This window comes from Chryseolinea sp. H1M3-3, assembly GCF_029360725.1.
GTDB lineage: Bacteria > Bacteroidota > Bacteroidia > Cytophagales > Cyclobacteriaceae > Chryseolinea.
In genome coordinates, this window is the sequence record NZ_JARKMY010000001.1 from 904,340 (window position 1) to 927,538 (window position 23,199).

At 42.4% G+C, this 23,199-nt stretch carries 20 protein-coding genes; 11 read left to right on the top strand and 9 right to left on the bottom strand.

The window, feature by feature from the left end:
• Positions 1-13 precede the first annotated feature (13 nt).
• Positions 14-568 (top strand): peptide deformylase, encoded by a 555-nt coding sequence (gene def / locus P2W71_RS03880; RefSeq protein WP_276367268.1) that lies wholly within the window; start codon positions 14-16, stop codon positions 566-568.
• 125 nt (positions 569-693) lie between these two features.
• Here the strand turns inward: def and P2W71_RS03885 are convergent, their stop codons facing one another.
• Genes P2W71_RS03885 through P2W71_RS03895 form a run of 3 tightly spaced genes read right to left on the bottom strand, consistent with a single transcriptional unit; the run spans position 694 to position 2,885 of the window.
• A complete protein-coding gene (locus P2W71_RS03885) occupies positions 694-1,116 on the bottom strand; it encodes a DUF2721 domain-containing protein (protein WP_276367271.1) in 423 nt (140 codons plus the stop codon).
• 12 nt (positions 1,117-1,128) lie between these two features.
• On the bottom strand, positions 1,129-2,367 hold the full coding sequence (locus P2W71_RS03890; protein ID WP_276367274.1) for an MFS transporter: 1,239 nt from the start codon (positions 2,365-2,367) through the stop codon (positions 1,129-1,131).
• Positions 2,364-2,885 (bottom strand): ATP-binding protein, encoded by a 522-nt coding sequence (locus tag P2W71_RS03895; RefSeq protein ID WP_276367277.1) that lies wholly within the window; start codon positions 2,883-2,885, stop codon positions 2,364-2,366. Before P2W71_RS03895 ends, P2W71_RS03890 begins: the two co-directional genes overlap by 4 nt.
• Before the next feature lie 87 nt (positions 2,886-2,972).
• Between P2W71_RS03895 and P2W71_RS03900 the strand changes: the two genes are divergently transcribed.
• Complete coding sequence (locus P2W71_RS03900; protein ID WP_276367281.1) at positions 2,973-4,451, top strand: NAD(P)/FAD-dependent oxidoreductase; 1,479 nt, start codon at positions 2,973-2,975, stop codon at positions 4,449-4,451.
• On the opposite strand, the gene P2W71_RS03905 is transcribed toward P2W71_RS03900, so the two are convergent.
• On the bottom strand, positions 4,448-5,248 hold the full coding sequence (locus P2W71_RS03905) for a sulfite exporter TauE/SafE family protein (RefSeq protein WP_276367284.1): 801 nt from the start codon (positions 5,246-5,248) through the stop codon (positions 4,448-4,450). The two genes, P2W71_RS03900 and P2W71_RS03905, sit on opposite strands and share 4 nt — an antisense overlap.
• A gap of 63 nt (positions 5,249-5,311) precedes the next feature.
• Positions 5,312-5,998, bottom strand: a complete 687-nt coding sequence (locus tag P2W71_RS03910) for a septal ring lytic transglycosylase RlpA family protein (protein ID WP_276367286.1) — start codon at positions 5,996-5,998, stop codon at positions 5,312-5,314.
• Positions 5,999-6,229: 231 nt separating this feature from the next.
• Between P2W71_RS03910 and guaB the strand changes: the two genes are divergently transcribed.
• From guaB to P2W71_RS03955, 9 genes are all read left to right on the top strand, one after another.
• Positions 6,230-7,702, top strand: coding sequence for an IMP dehydrogenase (gene guaB / locus P2W71_RS03915; protein WP_276369028.1), 1,473 nt, complete (start codon positions 6,230-6,232; stop codon positions 7,700-7,702).
• 271 nt (positions 7,703-7,973) lie between these two features.
• The gene (locus P2W71_RS03920; RefSeq protein WP_276367289.1) at positions 7,974-10,964 is read left to right on the top strand and encodes a hypothetical protein; all 2,991 of its coding nucleotides are present in this window, start codon (positions 7,974-7,976) and stop codon (positions 10,962-10,964) included.
• A gap of 68 nt (positions 10,965-11,032) precedes the next feature.
• Positions 11,033-13,093: a GAF domain-containing SpoIIE family protein phosphatase gene (locus P2W71_RS03925; RefSeq protein ID WP_276367292.1), complete on the top strand. Its 2,061-nt coding sequence runs from the start codon at positions 11,033-11,035 to the stop codon at positions 13,091-13,093.
• A 76-nt stretch (positions 13,094-13,169) separates the two neighbouring features.
• The gene (locus P2W71_RS03930; RefSeq protein WP_276367295.1) at positions 13,170-13,514 is read left to right on the top strand and encodes an STAS domain-containing protein; all 345 of its coding nucleotides are present in this window, start codon (positions 13,170-13,172) and stop codon (positions 13,512-13,514) included.
• Positions 13,504-13,929: an ATP-binding protein gene (locus P2W71_RS03935; RefSeq protein ID WP_276367298.1), complete on the top strand. Its 426-nt coding sequence runs from the start codon at positions 13,504-13,506 to the stop codon at positions 13,927-13,929. The genes P2W71_RS03930 and P2W71_RS03935 overlap by 11 nt, the downstream gene beginning before the upstream one ends.
• 22 nt (positions 13,930-13,951) lie before the next feature.
• Positions 13,952-15,931 carry a peptidylprolyl isomerase gene (locus P2W71_RS03940; RefSeq protein ID WP_276367301.1) on the top strand — a complete coding sequence of 660 codons (1,980 nt, stop codon included), beginning with the start codon at positions 13,952-13,954 and terminating at the stop codon, positions 15,929-15,931.
• Complete coding sequence (locus P2W71_RS03945) at positions 15,882-16,808, top strand: peptidyl-prolyl cis-trans isomerase (RefSeq protein WP_276367304.1); 927 nt, start codon at positions 15,882-15,884, stop codon at positions 16,806-16,808. Before P2W71_RS03940 ends, P2W71_RS03945 begins: the two co-directional genes overlap by 50 nt.
• A 4-nt stretch (positions 16,809-16,812) precedes the next feature.
• The gene (locus P2W71_RS03950; RefSeq protein ID WP_276367307.1) at positions 16,813-18,168 is read left to right on the top strand and encodes a peptidylprolyl isomerase; all 1,356 of its coding nucleotides are present in this window, start codon (positions 16,813-16,815) and stop codon (positions 18,166-18,168) included.
• Positions 18,165-19,133 (top strand): AAA family ATPase, encoded by a 969-nt coding sequence (locus P2W71_RS03955; protein WP_276367310.1) that lies wholly within the window; start codon positions 18,165-18,167, stop codon positions 19,131-19,133. Before P2W71_RS03950 ends, P2W71_RS03955 begins: the two co-directional genes overlap by 4 nt.
• 29 nt (positions 19,134-19,162) lie before the next feature.
• Here P2W71_RS03955 and ccsA (P2W71_RS03960) read toward each other — a convergent pair whose 3' ends face one another.
• The 4 genes from ccsA (P2W71_RS03960) to ccsA (P2W71_RS03975) all read right to left on the bottom strand — a co-directional run bounded on the left by ccsA (P2W71_RS03960) (position 19,163) and on the right by ccsA (P2W71_RS03975) (position 23,199).
• A complete protein-coding gene (ccsA, locus tag P2W71_RS03960) occupies positions 19,163-21,694 on the bottom strand; it encodes a cytochrome c biogenesis protein CcsA (protein ID WP_276367312.1) in 2,532 nt (843 codons plus the stop codon).
• 84 nt (positions 21,695-21,778) lie between these two features.
• Complete coding sequence (locus P2W71_RS03965; RefSeq protein ID WP_276367316.1) at positions 21,779-22,183, bottom strand: cytochrome c maturation protein CcmE; 405 nt, start codon at positions 22,181-22,183, stop codon at positions 21,779-21,781.
• 82 nt (positions 22,184-22,265) lie between these two features.
• Complete coding sequence (locus P2W71_RS03970) at positions 22,266-22,502, bottom strand: CcmD family protein (RefSeq protein WP_276367319.1); 237 nt, start codon at positions 22,500-22,502, stop codon at positions 22,266-22,268.
• The gene (gene ccsA, locus P2W71_RS03975; RefSeq protein WP_276369031.1) at positions 22,486-23,199 is read right to left on the bottom strand and encodes a cytochrome c biogenesis protein CcsA; all 714 of its coding nucleotides are present in this window, start codon (positions 23,197-23,199) and stop codon (positions 22,486-22,488) included. Before ccsA (P2W71_RS03975) ends, P2W71_RS03970 begins: the two co-directional genes overlap by 17 nt.

The window sequence follows — 23,199 nt, forward strand, 5'->3', positions numbered from 1 at the left end:
TTAACTTTGCGATATGATTTATCCCATTGTCATGTATGGTGACCCCGTACTGCGTCAACGAGCAAAAGACATACAAGCTGGTACTGATATTACCGCATTGGTTGGTGACATGTTTGAAACAATGCATGCCGCCAATGGTGTGGGCCTTGCCGCACCGCAGATAGGAAAAAGCATCCGGCTTTTTGTGGTCGATGGAAGTGTAATTGAAGATGAGCCGGGGATGGAGGATTTTAAGAAGGTCTTTGTAAATCCAATTATGTTGGAAGAACTGGGTACTCCCTGGGACTACGAAGAAGGTTGTCTTAGTATTCCAAACATTCGCGAAAAAGTTTCACGCAAAGAACGACTACGCATTAAGTATCTGGACGAGAACTGGAATCCGCACGAAGAGTCATTTGATGGCATGAAAGCGCGGATCATTCAGCATGAATATGATCATATCGAAGGGAAAATGTTTGTGGATTACCTCACGCCGTTAAAAAAGCGTTTGCTGAAAGGAAAACTATCTGATATTTCTAAAGGAAAGGTAGATACGGAATACCGCATATTAGCTCCTTTAAAAAAGTAACGCTTTTTTATACTGACATTATTTCCGATTCGTTGCCTAAACCTGACTCTAGCTAAGGGGTAGCTAAGGGTTAGCTCCGCTGTCAGTATACTTTAGATGCTGGGGGATTTGCCGATGTATTTTGATTATGCCTTAACCTCGCCTTCACCCTCGAGCATATCCTTTAACTCGATTTCAAGAGCCCGGGTGCTAATAAAAATTTCGCTTAATGAGAGTGCCAGCGACAACAAAAGAAACAACAGGCTTAAGCCAAACGTAATGTATGCCCAAAGTTGGTATTCAAGAAAAATAAACAGCATGCATAAGACGCATAAAAAGAAGCTGGTGATGCCGCTCCCCTGCATTTGCTTTACCAGCAGCAATCGCTTTTTTAAGTTTTGAATTTGTTCTTTTATAATACTCCTTTCTTCACCCACCTGTTTGTATTTCGCGTGCAGGTTCCGGATCAGACTTGCTAATGCCAGGAAGCGATTGGTATATGCCAGCATTAATAATGTTATGGCTGGAAATAATAATGCCGGAGTATTGATGGATATCTCTCTTTCCATAGTTTATTGATTTCAATGGATACGCTGTAACGTCCTTAACGATTTTGCCACCCAACCCGTGACACCTACAACAAAGATGGTCATGCACCCTCCAAAAATAACCGAAGGTACAACGCCCATCAATCGCGCTGCAACACCAGATTCAAACATTCCAATTTCATTGGATGACCCAATAAATATGTGGTTAACTGCCGAAACACGTCCTTTCATATTTTCGGGCGTTAGCGTTTGAAGCAGTGTGCCCCTGATGATAACACTGATACAGTCAAACATTCCGCTCATCATCAATAAACCCAACGAGAGCCAAAAGTTTGTTGACAGCGCAAATAAGATCATGCTTACCCCAAAGCCAGCCACACAATACAGAAGAATTTTGCCCGTATTTTTAGTAATGGGATGATGTGTTATGTAGAAGGCCATTAGTAAAGCACCTACTGCCGGTGCCGATCGTAAAACGCCTAGCCCGACCTTTCCTACCATGAGAATTTCGTCGGCGAAAATAGGAAGCAAGGCCACCGCTCCTCCAAAAAGCACTGCGAAAAGATCAAGTGAAATAGCACCCAGAATGATCGGGTGACGAAAGACAAATCGTAAACCCGAACGTATTTTCTCGATGACCCCCTGTTCTTCGGTTTTTTCCGGCAGCGATTTATTAGCAATACCCATAGCCAATATTAATCCCGTTGCCATGAGCAGCACGTCTGTCAGGTATGATGCAGTTATGCCTAGAAACCCATAGATAACTCCACCCAATGCAGGACCACCGATGGCGGCGGTCTCCCACAATGTACTATTCCATGTTACAGCATTTGGATATAATTCGCGAGGTATCAGTTGAGGCATGTACGAAAAGATTGCAGGTGTTAAAAATCCTCTTGCTATTCCGCTGAGAAAGATAACGGAGTAGATAGGCGTCACGCCATAAGCGACTAGAACGTCACCAATATCTAACGTAAAGGACAACAGGGCAATTGAACATACGAGCAATGTTGTAAGACAAATTAGAATTATTCTTTTTCTTTGGAAGGAGTCTGCGATATGGCCAGCATAAAGCGAAACACCAATGGAAGGAACGGCCTCAGCAAGTCCAATCAAGCCAAGTGACAGCGGATCTTTTGTGATTTCATATACCTGCCACGCCACGACTACCGCTTGAATTTGGATAGCGAGGGTAACACAAAAGCGGGCTGATATGAATAACCGGAAGTCAGGTATTTTTAGAGCCGCGTAAGGGCCGGAAGGTATGCTCATTTTTTAAAGACGATTTTTTCAATTGCGTCTACGGCCATGCGGCGACGTGCGTCACCTTGTCCTTTAATTTCAACACAGGGTACAGGTTGATTTTTCATTTCCTTCAAATATATATGATATAGTTCTTCGCGTTTGTGGGGATGTTCTCTCTGAGGATCCTCGACCCACGGTAGGTCTATGTGTGTAAGCAAATACAGATCATATTTGCGAGTTGTCAGGTATTTCAGAATCTCAGGATGACAATTGCCAAACTTGAATTCACTCCAAACCTTAATGACATACAAATTTGTATCGCAAATCATGAGATTATTGGCACTCATTTCATATTTATCTTCAAGCCTGATTTGGCCGTGAGCAATGGTAAGCAAGTCGTGCTGCTCGTATGGCCGGACAAGATTATCAAGATAACCTCGGGCATATTCGGGTACCCAGCTCGTGTTATAATGCGTGGCTAGATACGCCGACAGATCGGATTTTCCAGTACACTCCGGACCAATTACCGCGACTTTTCTAACCATTGAAGCCCGTTTTAAATTCATAGGCCGAAAATCGTTTATATTTCCGTAAAATCTGAGCGATACTTGAGTTTCCAAAACGATTGATTTGTGAAACGAAGAATTGCTCTTAAACAGATAGGCTTGGGGGTGTCCGGAGGGCTGATATTACCGTCTTGGTTAGCAGCATGCAGTGGCACAGAAGATCCAATACCTGATATGAACAATGCCAGCGACATCGTTATCATTGGCGCTGGCGCTGCCGGATTGTATGCAGCGGATATACTTCAAGCTGGTGGAGCTAAGGTTACCTTGCTGGAAGCTTCCGACCGGGTTGGCGGACGTCTGCGAACGTTGAAGTTATCTGATAAACCTTCTCAGTCTCTTTTGTTCACTTCTCCATCCCCTTTAAGCAATGATTTCCCTATTGAGCTGGGTGCCGAACAAATCCTTGGATCAGATTCCATTTGGAGCAAAATTATCAGCCAGCTAAACTTATCAACTGTAGATCTTGAATCTATCGCATCAGACAATTATTTTCTCGACAATACCTTTATTCGATCCACCGACGCCCAGGCCGACAGTGATTTTATTACAGCAAAAAGTTTCCTGGAAAATCTGGCGTCATATTCCGGTTCAAATATTTCCGTGCAGCAGGCTATTCAGACAGCCGGGATAAATCCCAGGGTACATGCCATTTTGAACTCATGGATTGGAAATTCTTATGGAACGACAAACGAACTACTTGGTATCAAGCCGTTGGCCGAAGGTTTAAGTCAGCTTACACGAAACAAAAAAAGATTGTTGCTTACCGACAATCCCATGCAAGACGCTTTGTTATCCAGGTTCAGCAAGGTTGTGCCGTTGGTACAGGTTAATAAGGTTGTGAAATCAATTGACTATTCAGGATCGAAAGTGATTATTACGGGCGAAACCATTCTGCCGGGAGAAGCGGAACCTTTTTCCATTGAAGCCGAAAAGGTTATTGTTACGGTACCTGTTTCAATCTTAAAGGCAGGCGACATATCGTTCAATCCTGCGCTGCCTGCTGATAAGCTAAGCGCGTTGTCAAACATAGAAATGGATGCATCGTTTCGTGTTTTGCTGGATTTTAAAATGAACTTTTGGGGCTTGGACGCCGGATTTTTATTTGGAGGGTCAACGTCTCCTGAGTATCTGAATACTGGCGTGGGCAGAAGTGAAGGCAGCAGAACGCTTAGCCTAACCGTGAATGGTTCTAAAGCTTCATCGCTCTCCCTTCTGGGAAAGGATGCCGTACCCGTGCTGCTCAAGGAAATGGATAGCATTTTCGGGGGCAAGGCCTCATTGAACGTAAGAAGGGATATGAACGATAATATCATTAGCGTCATCCAGGATTGGACCAAAGAAAGATTCATTCGCGGAGGTGTGTCACATATCAAACCTCAAGGCTCTAATCAGGACCGTATCCACCTGGCAACGCCTGTAAACAACAAAGTATTTTTTGCAGGAGAGGCTACAGATGGCAAGGGTGAATCAGGAACGATAAATGGGGCGCTGCTTTCGGCCGAACGGGTGTCAAGTGAAATCCTAAAGTTGAAGATAGGCTAAAGTGACTGCGGTGCAAACAAAGTTTCCCGAAGGAGGATCAGTATCCCGATTACAAATACAAACCAGCCAAACGCTTTTCTGAGTTTGACACCCGATATAACTTTCGTAAGCCGGTTTCCAATTAAGATCCCAAGTGATGCGAGCGCGGTTATAGAAAGCAGAAAAGGCCAATCCATGACGTAATTAAAAACATCACCCAGAAAGCCGGTTAATGCATTAATCGCTATCACAAAAAGTGACGTTCCAACAGCAGTTTTAAATGGTAAGCCTGTAAGAAAAACTAACGCGGGAATAATTAAGAAACCACCGCCGGCGCCGACCAATCCAGTGAGGAATCCAATTAAAGTTCCCTCGACAATTGCCAGAAAGATTCTTGGGTCTTTTTCAACTTCTTCAGTTTCCTTTTTTGCCGCAATCATGGAAATCGAGGCGATGATCATCAGCACCGCAAAAAGCGCCAACAGCAAAAAGCGTTTCGTCAGGACAAATGTGTCGAATTGGATAATAATTTCCGGAATCGCGGGGATGAGCCATTTGCGCGTAGCGAAAATGCTGAGAATGGAAGGCACTCCAAATAGCAAACCCGCTTTAATGCTTACCAGGTGATCTTTATATTTGGGAACGGCTCCAATAAAACTTGTAATACCTACGATGAACAGCGAGTAAGCCGACGCGAGTACTGCGTCTATCTTGAAAAAATAAACTAGAATTGGAATTGAAAGAATTGATCCACCGCCTCCCAAGAGTCCCAGAATAATTCCAATAAAGATCGAAAGTATATAACCAATAATTTCCATGCCATCAGCGGATTGCCACGTTATTCACTACCCCAACACCACATCCGGGAACAGCCATGACCATTAAAGTCGATCATACTCCACGATGAAGACGTCCGGAAACTTACTTCTTAATTCATCCCGGAAATCTTCAGCTTTGGCGCGCGAATTAAACTGCCCCAAAATCAACCCATAGTATTTCACTCCATTTATAATTTTTACTTGTACCCTGACTTGTTTTTGGTATGAATTTTTCAAGTTATCTGCCAACCTCATCAGATTGACAAGTTCAAGATATGTACCTATCTGAACGCCATAGCCCTTTGGTTTCAGTCTTGAAATTTCAAATTCATAGAATTCTTTTTCTTCAACTGTGACTTGGTCAATTGTCCGCATCGGTTGTTCTTTAACTTTGCCGTCGCCCGGATCAACAACTTCGATTTTCACCTCTGCGAGGCCTTTATTTACAAAGCCAAGCTGCTCAGCTGCTTCCTTTGAAAGGTCAATAATCCGATCTTCTACATAAGGGCCACGATCGTTGATAACAACCTCAACCGATTGATTATTCTCCAAATTGGTGACCCGTACTTTTGTTCCGAAAGGAAGTGTTTTGTGTGCTGCCGTCAATTTGTTGTGCTTATACTTTTCACCACTGGCTGTATAAACGCCGTCGAACTTGTCAGCATAAAAAGATGCTTTTCCTGTTTGAACCTGGGCTACCAAAGAGAGTGAACAAATAACAAGAAAGGATGTAAAGTATAAATGCTTCATAAGCAGAATTTGATTGCAGCAAAAGTATGCAAATCACTTACAAATTTTAAAGGTATTTAATGTCCAGAAAGGGCGGGATGAGAAAGAAGAGAAATATGTGTGTAGTACAGGTATGAATGAGCGGACCTGCTTGCGTTCTAAGGAATCTTCATGTATTTGTCGAGCTTCATTGTTAATTGCCAATTAAAATATACCTTTGCCCGGCAAATAATGAATCGTAAATTATTTGCCATGCCAATCAACAATTCCAAATTTCTTTTTGAAGCACTTACTTATGACGACGTGCTTCTTGTTCCAGCATATTCTGAAGTCCTTCCCCGCGAAACCAATACTTCAAGCCAGCTAACACCAAGCATTAAATTAAACATTCCAATCGTTTCCGCTGCGATGGATACGGTAACGGAGGCGGAATTGGCCATTAGTATTGCTATGGAGGGGGGAATAGGATTTATCCATAAAAACATGAAAATCAATCTGCAGGCCGAGCATGTGCGGAAGGTCAAGCGTTCGCAAAGCGGATTGATTATCGATCCGATCACCCTTGGTGTAGATGCAACCGTACAGGAAGCGGACGATATTATGAGCGAATTCAGGATTGGCGGTATTCCAATCATAGATCACAATGGAAAATTGGCAGGCATCATTACAAATCGTGATTTGCGTTTTCAACGCGATATGAATGTTCCTGTAGAGCGCATCATGACAAAAGAAAATCTTGTGACAGCTCCGGAAGGCATAACTTTGGAAAAGGCGGAAGACACGCTCAAGAAATATAAGATAGAAAAATTACCTATTGTTAATAAAAAAGGAAAGCTCGTTGGACTAATAACCTTTAAAGATATTCAGAAGAAGAAGAATAAACCCACTGCATGCCAGGACGAATTTGGCCGTTTGCGTGTAGGCGCTGCGGTTGGCGTGACACCCGACATCTTAGACCGTATAGATGCGTTAAAAGCAGCCGGCGTAGATGTTATAAGTATTGACACGGCACACGGACATTCAAAAGGAGTAATCGACGCTGCTAAACGTGTCAAGAAAAAATATCCAGAACTGGATTTAATCGTTGGTAACATTGCGACAGGAGAAGCGGCAAAAGCATTGGCTAAGGCTGGCGTAAGTGCTGTAAAAGTGGGCGTTGGTCCTGGAAGCATTTGCACTACCCGGGTCGTTGCGGGTATCGGCATGCCGCAGTTGTCAGCAGTGTATGAGGCATCTACTGCGTTGAAAGATTCCGATGTTTGCATCATTGCCGATGGTGGAATTCGATTCTCAGGTGATATTGTAAAAGCTATCGCTGCAGGTGCCGATACGATCATGATTGGTTCTCTTTTAGCGGGAACAGAAGAAGCGCCTGGTGAAGTGATCATCTACGAAGGCAGAAAATTCAAAAGTTATCGAGGAATGGGATCATTGGAAGCCATGGAAGATGGCTCAAAAGACCGTTATTTTCAGGATGTGGAAGACGATGTTAAGAAATTAGTACCTGAAGGCATTTCCGGCCGCGTTCCTTACAAAGGATTGGTATCCGAAGTGCTCTACCAGCTCACGGGAGGACTAAAAGCTGGAATGGGATATTGTGGTGCTAAAACCATTGAGGATCTGAAGCAGGCAAAGTTTGTAAAAATCACATCTGCCGGTGTTGCCGAGAGTCATCCACATGATGTTACGATCACCCGGGAGGCTCCAAACTATAGCAGGAAATAATTGGTCCCATTTGTCGGGGGTTACCCTGACAGGGTTTTATTCCATTAACTGTTGCAGAGCTTGAACTCGTAGTAGCTCAGACAGTTACTAAAATTGAAAAATCATACCTCTGTAGGTTCAGCCTGGGATAAATGCGTTCCAATTTGGGCCTTATCAAACGTTAATCTTTTATTTATAGCGCAATTTGGCCCAGTTGTATACTGGCTTAAAATTATAGTGAATTACAGGTTACAAGTGATAATGCATTGGATGTGATTAATTCAAACCGACTATGAAGCAAGTTTTTTACTTCGCAATATTTTTTTTGGCAACCGTAACAGCGAATGCCCAGTTGTGGACCGAAGATTTTTCGGCTGAGGCCGATGGCGCTCAAAGCGGTACGGCTGGTGGTACATTAGGTGGCACATGGTCAGTCACGGTGGATCCTAGCGGAACGTTTGCAAAAGGTGCAGCCGATGCATTTTATGTTAATAATACAAATACAGAAGGTACTTGGACTTCCAATGTGATTGATATTTCTTCAGTGGGTTATGCAATTCTAGATATTGAGGTGATAACCCTTGGTTTTGGCTTCTCCGCATCCGACTACCTACGTTTTTACTATAGATTGGATGGAGGCCCGGAAATTATGTTCAGCGATGTTGACGGAACCCTTATATCGGTGACGACACAGGTCAGTGCCATTGTTGCGGGCAGTACCTTGCAGCTTATCGTTAAAGGTGTTGATAACAGTTTTTTGGGTATCATTGCCTTCGATAACGTTACAGTTACTGCTGCTCCTATTATTTACTCTCGAAAAAGCGGGATCTGGACTGATGTAGCTGGCGGCTTTGGTGGAACTGGCACTTGGTCGCTGACGGGTCATACAGGAACCGCTTGTGGTTGCTACCCCCTCAACAGCCAGGTCGCAATTATTGGTAGCGGTCATACGGTGACATTACCGGCAAGTCAAACTACTATCGGAACACCTCCAACTACAAACTTGGCGCCTGGAGCCGTAGATGTTTATGGTACCTTACAATACAACACTAGTACTGTTACATTGGGAGTTCAACAAGGTTTATTCCGAGTAAGAAGTGGAGGCGCGGTAAATAGCAGCAGTGGTGCAATAACGGGAGAGCAAGTGTCATTCCTTGCAGACGTGGGTGGTGCTACTTTTCAAGTTGATGCGGGTGGGACCGCGTCGATTGAGGATTTAGTCATAGAAACAGGTGCAACAAATTTTCATTATCTCTCTGGCGGTGGTTCATTAACCATTACCGACGATATACTTATTAATGCGGACGGAGGGTCATTAACTAACAACCGCACTGCTTCTTTCACGGTGGGTGATGATCTTGATTTTAATGCAGCGAATAGCGGCTTTACGAATAACGGCACCATGACAATTTCTGACGACGTCACGGTTGATGCTAATAATGTTATAGTAGCCAACAGTTCATCTTCGAATTTAACCATTACTGATGATCTAAACTTTAGTGGAACAAACAGTATTTTCAGTAATAATGGCACCAGTACTGTGGGAGACATTTTAGCCACTGCTGCTACTGATGACGACAATGTTATTACTAATGGAACTGGCGCTACACTGAATGTCGGCAGCTTTACGCCGACGGATGCTGATATGGATGTTCTGAACTCTGGTACTATTAATCAGAGTGGAAATTTCACAGGCATAAACACTGCGGATACTAATTTCGATAATTTATCCAACGCGACGTGGAATTGGTCACTAACACCTAACACTACCTTTGATACCGACATTGCAACCGTACTGAACCTTACCGCATCGGGCAATACTTTTAATTACAACGGGGCTGGAGCTCAGCGCATCATACCTACAACGCATCATCATATTACGCTTTCAAACTCCGGAGCAAAAGAATCTAATAATGCTTCCTTCGCGGTTCAGGGAAATTGGACGGTCTCGGGCACCGCAACTTTTACGGAAGGAACTGGAACCATAACGCTAAACGGCTCAGTTGCCCAGTCGATAACCAATACTGCGGGGGAGACATTTTATAATCTCACTATCAACAATTCATTTGGCGCCTCTCCCCAAATTACACTTAATGATGGTGTCAGTGTATTAGCAACTTTGACCATGTCTGACGGAAATGTCAATCTAAACGGCAATAATTTTACCATAGGAACGTCTGCAGCTTCCACTGGGACGTTAAGCCACGCCGGTGCCAGCACCAATGGATGGATGTATGGAGGAAATTTAATTCGCTATATGTCCACTGCTGCCACGACCATTGGAACGGCGGATCAAAATGAAGGATTTTTCCCCCTAGGAAGCGCTTCAGACTGGCGACCATTTTATGTAGGAAAAAGCAACACAGCAAATAGTGGCGGACGCATAACAGTATCGCACACCAATTCTACATCAACTAGTGATGTCAATATCGCAGATACTAATCCAGCCGCCACGATCAGGAGAAGGCACGACTCCTTTTGGACTGTATCCACGTCGGGGATAAGCGCGGGTACCTGGGCACTAAGGGCGGGGGGTACTAATTTCGGTACCATTGGAAACGTCTCTCATCTACGCATGAGTACTTCCTCGGGTGTTGTAGCAACAAATAGTGCTGGAACTAACACAACAGCAGATCCAAGAGTAAATCGGACGGGATTGACTGTAGCGCAGCTAGCGAACAATTTTCACCTTGCCTCCACAAACGCCGCAAGCTCACCACTTCCCATTGAACTTCTTGCTTTCACTGCGTTACTCAACAACAGTGAAGTGAATTTAAGATGGTCGACAGCAGCAGAAACCAACAATGACTATTTCACCGTAGAACGAGCATCGGACATAGAACATTTTGAGCCCCTCCTTGAAATAGATGGCAAGGGCACAACCAAAGAACTTAATGATTACGCTGTAACTGATCCCTCACCAATGTATGGGCGGTCTTATTACCGTCTAAAACAAACGGACTTTGACGGAAAATTCTCCTATTCTTCCGTACAAGTTGTTAACTATGAAGGGCCACAGTTTGCAACTTTAAGTGCTTACCCCAGTCCATTAAAGTCAGGCTCAAAGTTGACTATCAAGATTGAAGGACTGCGCGAAACAACCCGTGTACCTGTACAAATCCTGAACATCCAGGGACAAAAGTTATATGACAAGGTTCTTGAAGTAAGAACTCCTGGTACGATTACGGAAGAAATATCAGCAGATAATTTCCTTACCTCTGGTTTATACATCATCAAAGCAGGCGAGACGATATACCTGACTAAGAAAATTGTGGTTGAATAATTTTACCGATTATTCCTATACTTGTAAGCCAATCTCAGGATTGGCTTTTTTTTTAACAATCTAAGGCTGTGCGGTCCAAGGCGATCTCCCGATTACTTTTTTCAGTGGGTGTAATAACCTGGCTGGCCTTACTTTTTACGGATATTTCAACATTGTTGTCTTCCGTAAACCAGCTAAAACCAGATATACCGGTTTGGCTTCCTGGTGTTATCCTTAACCTGTTTATCGTTTCCTTATTTTATTACTATAGAATCAAAATCGGGCGTGACGAGGTCTTAAACTTTGTCGATTTGCTTTGGCGCGTGTTCGCGACCGGATTAATAGCGACAGTGATTTCCTTGGGACTGCGATTGGTTGAGTATCTGCTGGGCGACACCAGCCTCACCCGAAACATTGTTTTCCGCGACCTGATATACCTGATCAACGTGGGGTTAATGATTGGCTTCTTAATGATGGCCTTCGCCGCCTGGAAGCGTCTCATCCTGTATCAAAAATCTAAATGGTTGTTAAGGCTCTGGGCTTTTTTTGAAATCGGTCTTTTGATTTCGCTGGTATATAACAGCTTCAAAGTACCCATAGTAGAATGGCTCTATGGAACCATGCTAGGAATTTTTGTTATTGTCGGACTTGTACTTTCTGGCAATATGAAGTGGGTTGCGTTTCTGAATTTCCGTCAGAAATGGACGAGCCTTTTGTTATTGCTCCTAACGGTTTTCTATCTGCTTTATATTCTTTACACAAACAGCTCCTATTCAGAAGACATCAGTAATGCGTCACCTTACTTCACCGATTATCGATATCACATTTTTATTCTTTCCCTTATTGTATTTGTAACCGTCTATAGCATCTTTTCCTTTCTTGTCATTTTGTTTAACCTGCCAACTACGTCAGTTTTCGAACAAAAGCTTGAAGAAGTTGTAAACTTTCAACGCATCAGTCAATCTATTCAGACAGAGCAAAGTGAAGAGAGTGTTTATAATATTCTATTGGAAACCTCAGTAAGTTCAGTATTTGCTGATGCCGCGTGGCTTGAAATTAACAGCAATGCTCACGAACACAAACTTTTTACTTATAAGATTACCGAAAAAGAATCCTACGACATCATCAATCATTTAAAAGCGCACAACGTAAAAGGTGTGTTGGACCAGGGAAGTGAAAAGACAAAAAATTTGTCTAAGCATTTAGCTTCTTTAAAAGGTTCACGCTTTCGATCCATTCTTGCATTTCCAATTTATGTCAAGGGACAGAACATTGGAACTTTAGCGTTACTAAAAGAGTTACCAGAGAGTTTCAACAAAGAGATGACGAAGATCGTCTCAACGTTCTCGAATCAAGCGGGCATCTCCATCGAAAATTTTCGCCTCATGGAGGAGGCGCTTCAGAATGAGCGTTATAAGGAAGAGTTGAAGATTGCCAAGATGGTGCAAAAGAGTTTATTGCCGACCATCCTGGAGCAAGACAACGATTTTGAAATCGCGGCATTCTCTGAATCAGCTGACGAGGTGGGTGGTGATTATTACGATACGCTTCGTGTTGACAAGCATCTTATTTCAATCATCATCGCCGATGTTTCCGGTAAAGGAACTACCGCAGCCTTTCACATGTCGCAGATGAAAGGAATTTTTCACAGCCTGGCGCAGCGTGATATTGAACCGAAAGAATTTATGGTTCAGGCGAATCAGGCGTTGATTTATTGCTTAGAGCGAGGATCATTTATCTCTGCTACATATTTTATCATTAATACCCAAACCAAAACCATTCAATATGCCCGGGCCGGTCATTGCCCAGTGCTGTACTACTGCGCTGAAAAAAAATCCTCTCAGTATTTTAAAGACAAAGGTGTGGCTCTTGGCATGGTGAGAAATAAATCGTACAGCAGCTTTATTCAATCTAATGTATTTCAGTATAAAGCGGGAGACATTATGGTGCTTTATACGGATGGCATCACCGAAGCAAAAGATGGCAAGGGTGATGAGTTTGGTTATGAAAGGTTAGTTGAAATTATAAATCATTCTAATGGAATGTCTCCACTGGAAATTCAGAATCATTTAATCAATAAGCTGTATGAGTTTTCGGGGACAACCAACATCAATGATGATTACACGACGATGATTGTAAAATTTAAATAATAAAAAGTTCCTTTCAGATGAGAAAAGAGCTGAAGTTTTAGTTTTAACATAAAATATTAAACCACGTTAAAAACCTATGATCCACATCAAACGACTACAGGAAGAAGGCGCGGACATTATTGCCTTAATTGGTGAGATTGACGCTAGCTCTTCTATTGAGCTTGACCTGTCCATTGCAAAAAGTGTGGGGGAAGGATTTAAGAAAATCCTCGTCGATTGCAGCGCGCTCGATTATATTTCATCTGCAGGATTAGGTGTTTTTATGTCCTATATCGAAGAATTCAAAGACCGAAACATAAGAATGGTATTGTTTGGGATGAGCGATAAAGTGGCAAACACGTTTAATATTTTAGGACTTAATGAGCTGCTGCAAATCGGAAAAGACAAGGTTCAAGCAAAGCAATTGATCAATGAAGTATAAGTATAAATATAAGGTCGGATGTAGTATCGAAAACCTAAAGGGTGTTCGAGATTTTATTCGTGCTTCGTTGAAGAATCACGACATTCCCGATCTTCAGGTTAGCGAAATTGTGTTAGCGCTGGATGAGATGTGTTCCAACCTAATGATCCATGCCCACCATTGTAAAAATGAAGACTTGTTTGAGCTTATCATACATGTAGAAAACAATCATCCACTTGTTTTCGAAATTATTGATGATGGTACTGTGTTTGATATCAATGAATTTAACACACCTGCAATCGACAACATTATTCATGAAAAACGAAAAGGCGGTTTAGGCATTCGTTTGGTTAAATCCATCATGGATAAAGTCGAATATCAAAAAACAAGCGAACACAATATTTGCCGCCTTGTCAAAACCATCCGAAATAAATAGTTATTCAGAACCTTTTAGAAATATGTTGAAACGTACAGCTATCACGTTAATATGCAATGTGCTGTTTATTCTATGCGCTTTCGCTCAAGCCTCGACGGAAAGCGCGAAAGCAAAAAGTAATTCACTCACGCTTTTTACTGTCAACAAAAAACCTGTGACTGTGGAGGAATTTATTTACCTCTATAAAAAAAATCACCAGGATCCTGGCAAAGATTTTACGCAAGAAAAAATCAATGAATACCTGGCACTATTTATCAACTTCAAGCTGAAAGTCGAAGAAGCAAAAAGAAGGAGATTGGATACCACACAAGTTTTTTTAAAAGAGTTCAATGGTTACAAAGATGAACTTCGGAAACCTTACTTACCGGATTCCAAGCTTGTTGACAGCCTTGTGAAAATGACTTATGAAAGGATGCAGGAAGAGATAAATGCATCGCACATACTTATCTCCGTAAAGCCCGACGCAGCTCCGGCTGATACGCTGAAAGCGTACTCTAAAATTTCTGAACTAAGACAAAAAATACTGGCCGGCGAATCATTTGAACGTGTAGCTGAAACGTCATCTGACGACCCCTCCGCAAAAACCAACAAAGGAAACCTTGGTTATTTTACTGCCATGCAAATGGTGTATCCCTTTGAAAATGCGGCTTACACCACCAAGGTCGGAGATGTTAGCCCTCCCGTGAGAACCCGCTTTGGTTATCATATTTTAAAAGTTTCCGATCGAAGAGCCAGTCGCGGAGAAGTGGAAGTAGCACACATTATGCTGCGCACAGGAAACACCAAAGAAAATGATAAGGTAAAAGATACCATTTTTAGTATATACGATCAGTTGCAGGCTGGTATGAAATGGGAAGAGTTGTGTCAACAATTTTCAGAAGACGCCACGTCTAAAGAAAACGGGGGCAAACTCCGGCCATTTGGCGCAGGCGCGATGGCAGCTGTTCCCGAATTCGAAAAGACAGCCTTCAATTTAGAGAAGCCTGGGGATATTTCAGATCCCTTCCAGACGCAATATGGGTGGCATATCATGCGATTGGAACGAAAGATTCCCGTACCCCCATTCGCGGAGATTACAGCGTCTCTGAAGACGCGGGTCGCCCGGGATGAGCGGACTGAACTTTCCAAACAAGATTTGCAGAACAAGCAACGGAAAGAATATCAATACCAGGAAAATCGAGAAGTAAAATCACGGCTCATGAACTTGGCTGATTCCAGTCTTCAAAAAGGAAAATGGAAGCCAGTGGTGACCTCGAATTTCGGTAAGGAGGTCCTATTCACCTTGAAACAAAAAAAATATCTGGTGAGAGATTTTACACGTTACGCAGAAAAAAACCAGCGCAACAATGCGCTTGCGCCAACAAAATACTTAGACCAGTTGTACCAACAGTTTGTGGACATGCACATCGGACAGTTGGTTGAGCGAGAACTCTTGGACACACAGCCAGAATACAAGTATTTGCTTCAGGAGTACTACGAAGGGATTTTACTTTTTGATATTATGGAGAAAGAAGTTTGGAGCAAAGCTTCTCAGGATTCAGTCGGTCAACGGTCATATTATGAAGGCCATAAGACAGATTACCAAACGACAGAACGCGCTAAGGCTGTTTTTTATTCGTCGAATAAGAACGAGTTCAGGACACCCTTGCAGGAATTGATCGCTGACAGTTCAACACAGAAGATAGATGAGTACCTTTTGAAACACAAAATTAAGGCGGAATCAGGATACTTCAAGAAAGACGAAAGAGCAGTTCTTCAAAAGGTTCCTTGGTCAAAGGGCGTTCATTCGACGGAAAACAACGGAATATATTACCTTGCATGGTTAAAAGATATACTGCCCCCCGGTGTTATGTCGTTTGAGGAAGCAAGACCCTCGGTAATTTCGGATTATCAATCGTTTTTAGAGAAAAATTGGATTTCACAGTTAAAGAAAAAATATTCAGTTAAAGTGAATGATAAAGGCAAGCAATACATATTGCAACAACTTCAGACTAAGGGGTAGTCTGGTCTTAAAAAGTATTTTAGCCCTGTTTATAGGATTTTTCTTTTCCGGATGTGAACTCATTAAAATCAAGGGAGAAAATTCAGGCAGTGATGAAACCAGGCAACCGGCAGCCCGAGTGAATAATTCTTTTTTGTATAAAGATGAGCTCAATGGTATTGTCGCCCCCGGAGCACCTTCTGAAGATAGTGCAAAACTTGTAGAAGCCTATATTAATAACTGGATCAGAAAGCAGTTGCTAATACAGGAAGCTGCTAGAAAAATTGATATTAACGAAGCCGAAGTAGAGCGGAAAGTCCTGGATTACCGTTATAGTATTATAGCTTACGAATATCAGAACTATTACGTAAACAAGAATCTCGACACCGTAGTGTCGAATGCCGAAATAGAAAAGTACTACAATGATAACGTAGACAACTTTATTCTGAAGCAGAACATTGTACAGGCTACTTTTATCAAAGTTCCACAAAACGCCCCCAAGACTAATAAAATTAAAGAACTGATTTATTCTGATCGGGAAAAAGAAGAACGTGAACTCAAGTCCTATTGCCTCAGTTTCTCGGCCGCTTATCACATTTCTGACTCCACATGGATGGTTTTTGATGAACTTGTTAAGAACTCGCCATTGGCTGAAATACCAAATAAAATTCAGTTTCTTAAAACTAATCCGTACTATGAAACCTCCGATAATAACTTTCTGTACTTTTTGAAGGTTGATCGTTACAGGATATCCGACAACGTTTCACCATTGGAATTTGTAAGAGATGATATCCGGAATATTATTTTAAACAAACGTAAAGTAGATTTGGCGAAACAATTAGAGGACGCGGTATATAAGGACGCAATGAATGATGACAATTTTGAGATATATAAATAGAATAATGAGCACAAAGATCAGATTTCTTGTATTGATTTTAGCCAGTGTAGTCTGCCTACAAACGCAAGCTCAAGAGCAGGAAACGCAAGGTTTTGTCGTCGACAAAATTATCGCGAAGGTTGACAACTACATATTGCTTAAGTCAGAGTTAGAGCGTGCCTACCAGGATTATCTTACAAACGGAGGTTCCCCTTCCCAGGAAGCGCGCTGTCAGTATTTAGCCATGTTGATTCGCAACAAACTTATGCTCGCCAAAGCGGAAATCGATTCGGTTGTAGTATTAGACGCTGAGGTCGATCTGAACACTCAAAACCGTATGGATATGATTTTGGCGCAATCGGGACGAACTGCGGATGAACTGGAAGCTTTATATGGTAAACCGCTGGAACAGGTGAGAATGGAACTCCGGGAGCAGATCAGGGAGCAGATGATCGTCAGTAAGATGGAGGATGAAATGACCAAGGGACTTGCTGTTACACCCGCTGAAGTGAAGCGGTTCTTTCATAAAATACCGAAAGATAGTTTACCGTATTTTTCAGCCTCCGTACAAGTAGCACAGATCGTCAAGATTGCCGAGGTAAGTGAAGTGCAGCAAAGTAAAACAATAGCAGAGCTGATTGATATCCGCAACAAAATTTTGGCCGGTGAAGACTTTGCTACTGTCGCAAAAAAATATTCAGATGATCCTTCCGTGATTTCGAACGGAGGGGATATGGGCTGGTCTTCGCGTGGCAGAATGGTTCCGGAATATGAAGCCATGGCCTTCAAACTAAAGCCAAAGGAAATTTCCATGCCTTTTAAATCTGCGTTTGGAATCCACATTATGCAATTAATTGAGCGACGTGGAAATGAATATAATTCCCGTCACATCCTTATTTCACCAAAACCCTCGCAGGATGATTTGAACAAAGCGACGCGTTACCTTGACAGCATTAGAACATTAGTTGTCAATGACAGCATAACATTTGAAAAGGCAGCAAAAGAATATTCAGACGATGTAGAAACAAAAGGAAACGGCGGATATTTCAGCGACCGTGAAGGTGGTTTAAATCTTACGGTCGATGAACTGGATCCGATTGTATTTTTCAAACTTGACTCCATGGAGATAGGCGCAATCTCGGAACCCATTACCTATCGTACGGATGACGGAAAAGATGCTGTGAGAATATTATATTATAAAGCACGGACGCCTCCACATCAAGCCTCGTTAGAAGCAGACTGGACAAAGATCCAGGCGGCAACATTAAATGAAAAGAAAGATAAAATACTTCAAAGATGGTTTCAGAAAGCCAGAATGGACGTTTTTATCAATATAGATCCGGCGTATGATAATTGTGGAATATTAGACGAGCGACAATGACAAAATTTGCTTCAGATGTTGATGCAGCCAACGCTTTGGCTGATGGTTACAAAAGACTTAAAACCGAAATTTCCAAGATTGTCATCGGGCAAGAGGAAGTAGTAAAGCAAGTGCTGACCAGTATTTTTTGCCAGGGTCATTCCTTGTTGGTAGGCGTGCCTGGTTTGGCAAAAACATTGTTGGTACATACCATTGCCACTTCACTTGATCTTCAATTCAAACGCATTCAGTTTACGCCTGACTTAATGCCTTCAGATATTGTTGGTGCTGAAACGATGGACAAAGAAAGAAACTTCAAGTTTGTTATGGGCCCAATTTTCGGCAACATCATTCTCGCGGATGAAATTAACCGTACACCTCCCAAAACACAGGCGGCGTTGTTGGAGTCAATGCAAGAGTATGCCGTTACAATTGCCGGACAACGATACGAATTGCCAAGACCGTTTTTTGTATTAGCTACTCAAAACCCAATTGAACAAGAAGGCACGTATCCACTTCCGGAGGCGCAGCTTGACCGGTTTATGTTTAACATTCAGTTAACCTATCCATCTTTTAAAGATGAAGTAGAGGTGGTAAAAAATACAACATCCGATGAAACACGCTCCGTGAGCAAAGTTCTTACCGGAGAAGAAATTTCATATTATCAACACTTGGTCCGCCGGGTTCCAATTGCTGACAATGTTATAGAATATGCTGTTACGCTTGCTAATAAGACAAGGCCGGGCATCACAGGAGCTTCTGCGATTGCCAATGACTACTTGGAATGGGGTGCCGGCCCTCGGGCTTCGCAATACCTGGTGATGGGAGCGAAATGCAATGCATTGCTTAGAGGCAAGTATTCTCCTGATATCGAAGATGTGCAGGCGATTGCAAAGCCAGTTTTGCGCCACCGTATTGTGAGGAACTTTAAAGCAGAAGCCGAAGGAATCACGGTTGACAACTTAATCGAAAGACTAATGGTGTAGGGACCCAATGTCTTGGATTAACGTCCTGGCTACTCCAGCCCTTTCGCTTTCATTTTCTTAAACTCGCGGATTCGTCGTGTTGCAGCAACGCCAAATCCAACCATTAGCACCAGCGTACCGATCCAAAGGACGTTGATAAAAGGTTTTTCCATTGCTTTAATGACAACCCAATCTTTTTGGCGGGTGTTAATACCTAATGAAAATTCGTTGGTTTCCGGATGAATATTCATCAGTGTTATCCGAACTCCTAAATCAGAAATTTCGTCAGGAATACGACCGACCATTTTATCTCTTATTAGAAAAATTGGCTCTGCGATATAGTCGCCTTTTTCACCCTGAATTCGGACACGTGCTTTAACAGCAACGTCCTGATCACCGAGCTCCAATCCAAATACATTGTAGATGCGGTCGACCGATTCCAGAATGCCGACATAGTCATTCGCAAAAAATTCTTGCGCTTGTTTTACTTTCATTTCTTCTAATTTACTCCACTCGGCTTCTTCTGATGGGTCCATTACAGAAGACACGTGTGTGTATAGATCGGCCGTTACAGCGCGGTAAATATCGGGCGAGGCCAGTAGCCCACCCATCTCCGGGTTAATCTGCGCTCGCGGAAATAGTTTATATTTTTTATCGCCTTTTCTAAGTTCGATTTCAAAAAATGTATTCTCTCCTTGCACTACGATTGTATCGTTCTGATTATATTTTTTTGAACCTACCTTCAACTCGCGTTTGGCAACCACGAGATTTTGATCTTCGGTTTCATGTACATCACTCGTTCGAATAAACCCGCTATGATATCTTGGCTCTAATCGTTCGCCCAGGTATTCTATTTCAAATCCCCACATCGTACGCGGTTCGTGAATAAATAGTAATAAATTATCACGATTAAATTCTTCGCTGAACTCTTTTGATATCTGAAGGCCCGTGTTATTTAAAGAAACCACCCGTGAGTAACCCGCCGAAAACATTACTCCTATCAGCATAAGTCCCACACCTATATGTGCTATGGCCCCACCAGATAACGAAGGACTGGATTTTAGCAAACCGAAAAGAATCTTTGCGTTTGCGAAAACAGTAAAAAATCCTGCAAGCATCATTAATGCATACGAAAGGTTGAATACTTTGAAGATGTTGACAGCTAACAAGGAAACCAACAAAGCAGCGGTTGCGGGAATGAACAACTGATTCATCAGCACCTTGCGGTCAATTTTTTTCCACCAGAAGAATTGTCCTACAGCCGAAAGTATACCTACGGCGATAGCAAACCAGATTTGGAATTTGGAATAAAATGCAACGGCGTCAGTAGGCGGCGCAAGTTTTTTCTCAAAACCCAGGTTACTCAGAATCGTGTTAACCACAGGAATAGACGTTCCTGCTAAAACCTGGAATCCCATTAGGCATAGCGTTGTTGCACCGATGAAAATCCAGAATTCTCTTGAATATGTTGATGCTTCTTTTTCCGTAAATGGTATTTGCTTCCAACGGATTGCTGAAATCACAATTGATCCAATCAGGAAAACAAGCAGATACATCAATAACTGACCCGATAAACCCAAATCAGTAAAAGAGTGGACAGACGACTCTCCAAGAATTCCGCTTCTCGTCAGAAATGTTGAATACAGAATACCTATAAAGACACTAATCACAAGGATAATGGATGCTTTTAATGCCGTCTCACTATTCTTATAAGTAATCATCGTATGCAACGAAGCAACCAGGATCAACCAAGGAACATATACCGCATTTTCTACAGGGTCCCAGTTCCAATATCCTCCAAAGTTTAAGGTCTCGTAAGCCCAATATCCTCCCATCAAGATTCCCAAACCTAAGACGCCACATCCTATTAAAGTCCACGGTAAGGCTGGACGTATCCAATCGCTATATTTTTTTAGCCAAAGGCCAGCAATACAGTATGAAAACGGAACAACGGTAAGCGCGAAGCCCAGAAATAATGTAGGTGGATGTATTACCATCCAATAATTTTGCAACAAGGGATTTAACCCCTGGCCATCTTTTGGAATAAATTCGGGTTGCGCTTTAAAAATCGGGGCATCATGCATAGCCTCACGCAGCAAGATGAAAGGCGAACTCCCGATTTTGAACTCCAAACCCGGTATTACCACACCTAAAATCATTGAAGCAAGAAAAGCCTGGACCAGCGAAAAGACCGTCATTACGGGTGCTTCCCAAAACTTATTGGTCAGAATGATAATGATTCCAAGCACCGCGTGCCAAAACATCCATAATAAAAAGCTTCCCTCCTGTCCGTTCCAGAAAGTTGAGATCAAATAATACGTTGGAAGTTTCTTATCGGAATAGTTATAGGCGTAATGATATTCAAAATAATGGTTGGAGATAATCACGAACAGCGTAACGCATATTCCAAGGACGGAGGCGGCATGGAGATAGAAGCTAACTTTTCCATTCGATCGCCATGCTTCCTGCTTGACCAGGTCCAAAACCGTGGTAGCTTTCAGGTAGGCAAAAGAAGCGATCAATGCCGATATGAAGGACGTTATAACAAAAAGGTGACCAAGGTCACCAATGAAATAGTGCATGCGTAGAAGTTTTAGTGTCTAAGCTTTCCGAAACAACGCAAAGCAAAGTATGTGTGATGTTGTGAGTGTGCAGTCAACCAAATGTCAGACGTTAATCGTTTCTTCCTGGTACTTGGAAGGGCATTTCAAAATAATCTTTGAGGCGTGAAAAACGTCCCCCTTGTAACTTCCGATTACTACTACTTTTTCAGATCGTGTAAAATCCGGGGGCATGGGTTGATTATAAGTTACTTCTTGTTCTTTCCCCTCATCATCAACCATCGTGAAAGAAAAAGATACTCTGTCCTCACCTTCTTTAATACCGATGATATGGCCATTGGGGTCTTTCTTTAACTGTCCCACCACGTGAATTTCTTTTTTATTTCCAGCGGTAGACATTGCCCATGCCTCACTGAAACCAACATATGTGCTGGCGTCATCTGCTGTTGAAACAATTATGCCTATGGCAACTGCAATAACAATCAACAAGAATATATGGGATTTCTTCATGATGTTTTCGGAGAATTATACGGCAAACTTAGGCACAAATGGCTAAAAAATTAGTGATTTGTACGAAAAACAGAAGCTATGTTTAATTGGTTTCTTTTTTTTGCCCGGAAACCAATTTCTCTAGTTTTTTCACCTTCCTGTCCATTAAGAAAAGGTAAAAAATGAGTCCAGCAAGGATGATTAAAACGATGGAGACTACTACATAGATTTTACCTTCAGCCCTGAATTTATCGGCCATTTCTACCTGGCTTTGGCCATAGACGGGCAGAATAACGAAGAAAAATAAGCCAGCTGTGAGTAATTTAATGAATCTGATCATGTTGAATATCTAGAATTTTTTCTTCTAACTCCCTTACCTTGATTCTTAATCCCGCAATCCATACACCAATTAGAAACCATCCAATGACCGCCGGATAAAACACCAAACGCATTTTACTGTCGAGATCGTACATATTAAATCCTGGATTGCCTCCGCTGCCGGGGTGCATGGAACTTGTCATTCGGGGGATAATAAAAATCAGCGGTATCATCGCGGTGAAGGCAAAGATGTTGTAAACGGCACTCAATCTTGCTTTTTGCTCCTCATTTTGTATGGAACCCCGAAGAATAAAGTAGGCCAGATAAACCAATAGGGCGATTGCTGCCATGTTTTGTTTCGGGTCGCCATGCCATGGGGAGCCCCAAGTATAATTAGCCCAAAGCATTCCAGTGACCATTCCCAATATTCCAAAAACCAGCCCAACGTTCGCAAACTCGACTGATTTAGCATCGAGGTTGGAAGAGGGTTTCAATAAGTAAAGGATGGCATAAACCGAGGAGACCAAAAAAAGCAATACCATTCCAAACCACATTGGTACATGAAAGTACAGGGCCCTAATTGTTTCATTCAAGATGTTTAATCGCGGCACATCCAGGAGCAGTCCTCCGATGTGTACATAAAGCAAAAGCGCGATGGCCAGAATTTTGACCCATGTTTTCATACTCGAGGAAGGTAAGTATTTTAGCTTAGCGCTCAC

Bases quoted from the DNA above. Each gene is read 5' to 3' on its own strand.
- def (WP_276367268.1), top strand. From the start codon at position 14: ATGATTTATCCCATTGTCATGTATGGTGACCCCGTACTGCGTCAACGA.
- P2W71_RS03885 (WP_276367271.1), bottom strand. From the start codon at position 1,116: ATGGAAAGAGAGATATCCATCAATACTCCGGCATTATTATTTCCAGCC.
- P2W71_RS03890 (WP_276367274.1), bottom strand. From the start codon at position 2,367: ATGAGCATACCTTCCGGCCCTTACGCGGCTCTAAAAATACCTGACTTC.
- P2W71_RS03895 (WP_276367277.1), bottom strand. From the start codon at position 2,885: ATGGTTAGAAAAGTCGCGGTAATTGGTCCGGAGTGTACTGGAAAATCC.
- P2W71_RS03905 (WP_276367284.1), bottom strand. From the start codon at position 5,248: ATGGAAATTATTGGTTATATACTTTCGATCTTTATTGGAATTATTCTG.
- P2W71_RS03910 (WP_276367286.1), bottom strand. From the start codon at position 5,998: ATGAAGCATTTATACTTTACATCCTTTCTTGTTATTTGTTCACTCTCT.
- guaB (WP_276369028.1), top strand. From the start codon at position 6,230: ATGCCAATCAACAATTCCAAATTTCTTTTTGAAGCACTTACTTATGAC.
- P2W71_RS03920 (WP_276367289.1), top strand. From the start codon at position 7,974: ATGAAGCAAGTTTTTTACTTCGCAATATTTTTTTTGGCAACCGTAACA.
- P2W71_RS03930 (WP_276367295.1), top strand. From the start codon at position 13,170: ATGATCCACATCAAACGACTACAGGAAGAAGGCGCGGACATTATTGCC.
- P2W71_RS03935 (WP_276367298.1), top strand. From the start codon at position 13,504: ATGAAGTATAAGTATAAATATAAGGTCGGATGTAGTATCGAAAACCTA.
- P2W71_RS03940 (WP_276367301.1), top strand. From the start codon at position 13,952: ATGTTGAAACGTACAGCTATCACGTTAATATGCAATGTGCTGTTTATT.
- P2W71_RS03945 (WP_276367304.1), top strand. From the start codon at position 15,882: ATGATAAAGGCAAGCAATACATATTGCAACAACTTCAGACTAAGGGGT.
- P2W71_RS03950 (WP_276367307.1), top strand. From the start codon at position 16,813: ATGAGCACAAAGATCAGATTTCTTGTATTGATTTTAGCCAGTGTAGTC.
- P2W71_RS03955 (WP_276367310.1), top strand. From the start codon at position 18,165: ATGACAAAATTTGCTTCAGATGTTGATGCAGCCAACGCTTTGGCTGAT.
- ccsA (WP_276367312.1), bottom strand. From the start codon at position 21,694: ATGCACTATTTCATTGGTGACCTTGGTCACCTTTTTGTTATAACGTCC.
- P2W71_RS03965 (WP_276367316.1), bottom strand. From the start codon at position 22,183: ATGAAGAAATCCCATATATTCTTGTTGATTGTTATTGCAGTTGCCATA.
- P2W71_RS03970 (WP_276367319.1), bottom strand. From the start codon at position 22,502: ATGATCAGATTCATTAAATTACTCACAGCTGGCTTATTTTTCTTCGTT.